General features: G+C 66.7%; 1 protein-coding gene. It reads right to left on the bottom strand.

Annotation, left to right across the window (positions count from 1 at the left end; genetic code table 11):
• Positions 1-96: 96 nt before the first annotated feature.
• Positions 97-4,414 (bottom strand): DEAD/DEAH box helicase (locus tag HRF45_13310; protein MEP0767499.1); only part of this gene is annotated, 4,318 nt, incomplete at its 5' end.

Below are 4,414 nucleotides of genomic sequence, written 5' to 3' on the forward strand. Positions count from 1 at the left end.
ATAGGACACCCGCCACTCGGCCGGCCACCTCCCTGCCACCGCTCAACGCTCCCCATCCCCTGCCTCTTCATTACTTGTCATTACTTGGACAGGCTCCTAGTGACCGGGAACGAAGTCAGAGGGGCGTCGGAGAACCATGAATGGGTCCGCCGCGTCTATGCTGGCGTTCGGGTAACGTTTCCGGGCCGCCGCGAACGCGTCGCGCCAAGCCGGATGCCCGTCTTCCCAAAGGGGGTGGCGGACAATGCGCACCGCCTCTTGTGCGCGGTGTTTGTAGGCGCTGAGCCCCCCTACGCGGACGGGCGCCTCGTATCCTAGGCGCATAAGCGCGGCCGCCACCGGGGCACGATCGCCCTCGACGAGCCTGGTCCAGGGATTTAGGGTGCCACTCCACGGAGTGGAAAGGTCGGGGACTGCAGCCGCGTCGAGGGCGAGCCGCGCCATATCGAGGGCGAGCCGCCAGTCGAGCAGGCCGCTGTAGGCGAGGTTGTGGTAGTCACGCAGGCAGCGATTGCAAGAGCTGTCGCATTCGGGAGCATGCGCGAGCCAGCGGTCGGCGACGGAGCCGTGTGCCGTATGGTCAGCCTGGGCGACGATGGCGGCGAAGCGCACCGAGTCGCCGAGCGCACGGCAATACCCCGCGCCGTTCTCTAGCGTATCGGAGAGAAACGCCTGGCCGGCGGGACGCGGCCCCATGGCGATCGGGCGGAAACCGCACTGCAACTCAAGCGCATCCACATCGAGCTCCGCACCAGCGGCGAGCCGCAGGAAGAAGGCGAATGAGTACCACGCGGCGCGCCCCGTCACGCTCGCAGGGTCAGCGAACACGCCCTCGGGCGAGGCTTTCAGGCCCGCGACCAGCACGTCTGTCTTTCGTTCCGCCAGGAGTGCTATGCGTCGCGGCTGACCTTCGACTCTCAACGGCGAATCTTTGGCAACGTCCACGGCGAGGGCACCTGGACGCGCCTGCTGGTAGTACTTCACTGCTCGGAACTCGAAGCCGCCTGCACCGCCGTTGTCGTTCACAGCGCTCACAACCGCGCTGCCGGACTGCACGAGACAGTTCAGGGCCGTGGTCGTCATCAACTCTCCGCCGGCGGCGAGCGAGGGCCGGGTCGATTGCGGGACCCATTCGAAGTAGCCCTCAAAGTCACGCGGGGTGAAGTCTGTGAAGAACTCCCTCGGCTCGCGCGCATCGACCACCCGGTATTCGGTTGGACCTGCGCCACAAACGGGGCACGGGTCGCCCTCACTCGCGCCCCGCCGGACGTCCTGACATCTGCTACAGAGCCCCAGAAGCCGCAGGTTACTTTCGTGAGACGGCGGGATGAAGCCATCCGTGCACTCAAGGTCGCCGGGTGTAGGCCTGGGAAGGAATCCTGCCACGCCCACCGCGGTGTGCACCGCCTTGTCCTTCACTGTCTCCGACCCCGGAGCGAACTGGGAGATGGCGATCTCGAGATTGCGGTCGACACTCCCGGGAAACCCGGGAAAGTCACCGCGTCGGGGCCAGCGCACGTGGAGGCGGCGAACGCGCGTGGGGAAGCCAAACATGGGAAGCAGGCCCTGGTTCGCCAGTCGCTCACTGAGAGCGTCCTGCGTGAACTCCTGCGAAGCAGCAATGGACGTGATTTGGTCGAGCAAATGGTCCAAGAGGTAGCTAACGAGCTCGAACCGGTCGGCAATGCCACCATCACCGTCCCACGCCGTTTCTCGTGCGAGCGACTCGGTGAGCCCAAGCAGCTCCGAGCGGGCTTCGGCGCGGGCGAACCACTGCCGCACATGCGGCTCGAACATCGGCCAATGCTCGGCGCGACCAAACTCTCCGTGCACGCTGTCGCGACCATCCGGAGCGTCCTCGCCAAGGGCACCACGGGCTGCGGCGAACGCTTGCCGTAGCGCTTCCTTCACAACAACTCGTCGAAAGATAGGCATGCTGGATGTGTCCAAATAGGGCGACGGGGGAGGATCGCCGGTGATGGACTCTGGGCGCTGGAAGTAGAAGTTGTCGTGACTGCGTCCGCGGCAAAAGGTCACCGCGTACGACAGCGGGTTCCCGCGGCGGCCAGCGCGACCCACACGCTGCTGGTAGTTGAACCGCCGAGGCGGCATGTTCGCCAACAGCACCGCGCTCAGTCCACCGATATCGACACCGGCCTCCATCGTCGTCGTCACGCTCAGGATGTCGATGCCATCGGGGAGCGGGCTCTCGGCGCCGACGAATACCTCCTGGAAGCGGCGCTGGCGCCCAGGACGGTCGTCAAGATCGGTCTGGCCCGTTAGCTCTTCGCAGCGCATACGGAAGGGACGTCCATCGAATCCGGTCGCCAACCGGCGGTAATAGTCCTGCTCGCGCGCAAACGGCTCGGGCCCCAGCGAGGGCGGGGGTAGTCTCCCAGAAGGGCGGCAATCCGGGCAATGGCGATAGTCCGCGAGGAAGGTCGCGCGGCACCGCGGGCAGCGGTACACGGTGGACAGGTCCGACGGCGGCGGCTGCAGACACAGGGCCTCCGGCCGGAGGAACAAACCCGATTCGGACGGGATGCCCACCCCGGCGTCCACCAGTTCGCGCGTTACCTCGACCAGCGAAACCCCGATCGCCGACAGGTAGGGCCGCGTGATTTTCGGTGGCAGGTCATCTTTAGTACCTGGGTGATAGTAGTCGCCACGCGTGTGTCTGCGGCGCACGCCGAGCATGCGGATCACAGCTTCGGCGGCGAGCACGACCTCAGGCTTCGCGCCAGGCGTAGGGCGATAGGTGATTCGCCCCTCCCCCAGCCCCTCGAAGCCGCGGGCCATGTGGTGGAATGCAGTGAAGAGGAGCTCAGCTTCGAGCGTGGTCCGCAGACGCTGTTCGTGTTGCTGTTCCTTCGGATCGACCAGGGCGCGGCGCTGCGGTCCGTTTGCGTCCCAGTTGTAGAGCCGATGCCAGGGCTTCCTGGCCTCGTAGTCGATCCACACGGACTCGAAGGCCGCTCCGCCGGGGCAAATGCCCCCGTCGAGCAGCGCCCGGTCCACGGCTAGTGCGATGCGCTCGATGGGTACCCGCCCCGGATACTCCCGCAGGAGGCGCTCCCACTCCTCTCGGGCTGTCGTGTTGTTTGGCGGCAAGCCCAGGGCCCAGCCGAGCGCCTCGGCCCGAACTTCGGCGCCCAAGAGGTCGACCAGTCCCGGGCGCAAAGGCGGCGCAGGTGCCAGCAGTGCCGCGTGGAGGACGGGATTAACGAGGGCCAGCTCTGCCAGTCGCTGAGGGGCGGCTGCTGTGATCTGGCGCGCAAACGCCAGCAGTTCTGGCCAGAACTGTTGAAAGGCGTCGAGGAGTGCGAGCCGCACCATGTCGCGGTAGTGATCGAGCTCCATGCCCGCGGCGAGCTTGGCCGCGTCCTGGCGGCTGTCGGAGAACACCACCAGCTTGCGCTCCGGGCGCTTGGCGTGGCGCATCTCCCGGAAAAGGCTTGCGGCGAGCACCTGCGCGCCTTTCTGGAAGCCCGTGCGGTGGGGGCGGATGGGGGAAGGAAACCCCTTGGAGCGGCGCCGGTAGTCCGTCTCGCAGCGGGGGCAGATCGATGGCAGGGCGTCCGTCTCTTTGTCGGCATTCGCCACGTGGTACACATATCCGCGGACGAAGTCCCCACCCGCCGGCGGCGGGGCCTGCAGCCTGCCGGATTGCTTATCCAGTGCCGCTCGGCGCCAGGAACACCTCTTCCCCTCGTGCTGCCAGTCAGGGTCGGCAGGCTCGTCGTCGTCCATCGTGGGCCAGAAGACCGCATACCCCTCGTACGTCCGGTCGAGGTCCGACCGCTCCGGCGCCTTCTCAAGGTCTGGCTGGTCGGCGACGAGAAACTCCGGGCGTTGCGGGAGGTCCGTCTTCACGCGGTACCCGCCAAGGAGCACGTCCCCGCACACTTCGCATAAGTGCAGGTCCAGCACTCGCGCACCGCAGCCGCACGTGAGTTGGTGCGAAGTGTGCAATGCGCCAACGGGCGCGACCGCGTCCCCGCGCTGGTTACCAACCTCCGCGCAGGCCGCGTCGATGCAGGCCCAAAGCCCCTGCAGGGTGTGGAAGAAGAAGTGCCCACGCAACGGCCTGAGGGTGCCGCTGGGCCCTTTTGCGGATGCGATTGCGCGGAGAAGACCCCGCAGCGAACGGCTGACCGTAGGGCTGGGCGTGTCTCCCGGAAAGAGTGCTGAGTCTATGATGTCAGCGCGTGCCGCCCGTAAGGTGCCGTCTTCGCTAACCGCGCGCACGGCATCGAGCAGACCGTCAACGGCACCAGCGACCTCGAGTGCCTCCCCCAGGTCCTCTCGGCCGCCAAGGACATGCGCGAGTTCTTGTGCGGCAGCGGCAGCCTCGAGTTCGGCTTCTGCGTCGGGGAGACTGTCCGCCGCTGCCAGGCGGTCGGAGTAGTTAGCA

The sequence above is a fragment of the Fimbriimonadia bacterium genome (genome assembly GCA_039961735.1).
In the GTDB taxonomy this organism is placed as follows: domain Bacteria; phylum Armatimonadota; class Fimbriimonadia; order Fimbriimonadales; family JABRVX01; genus JABRVX01.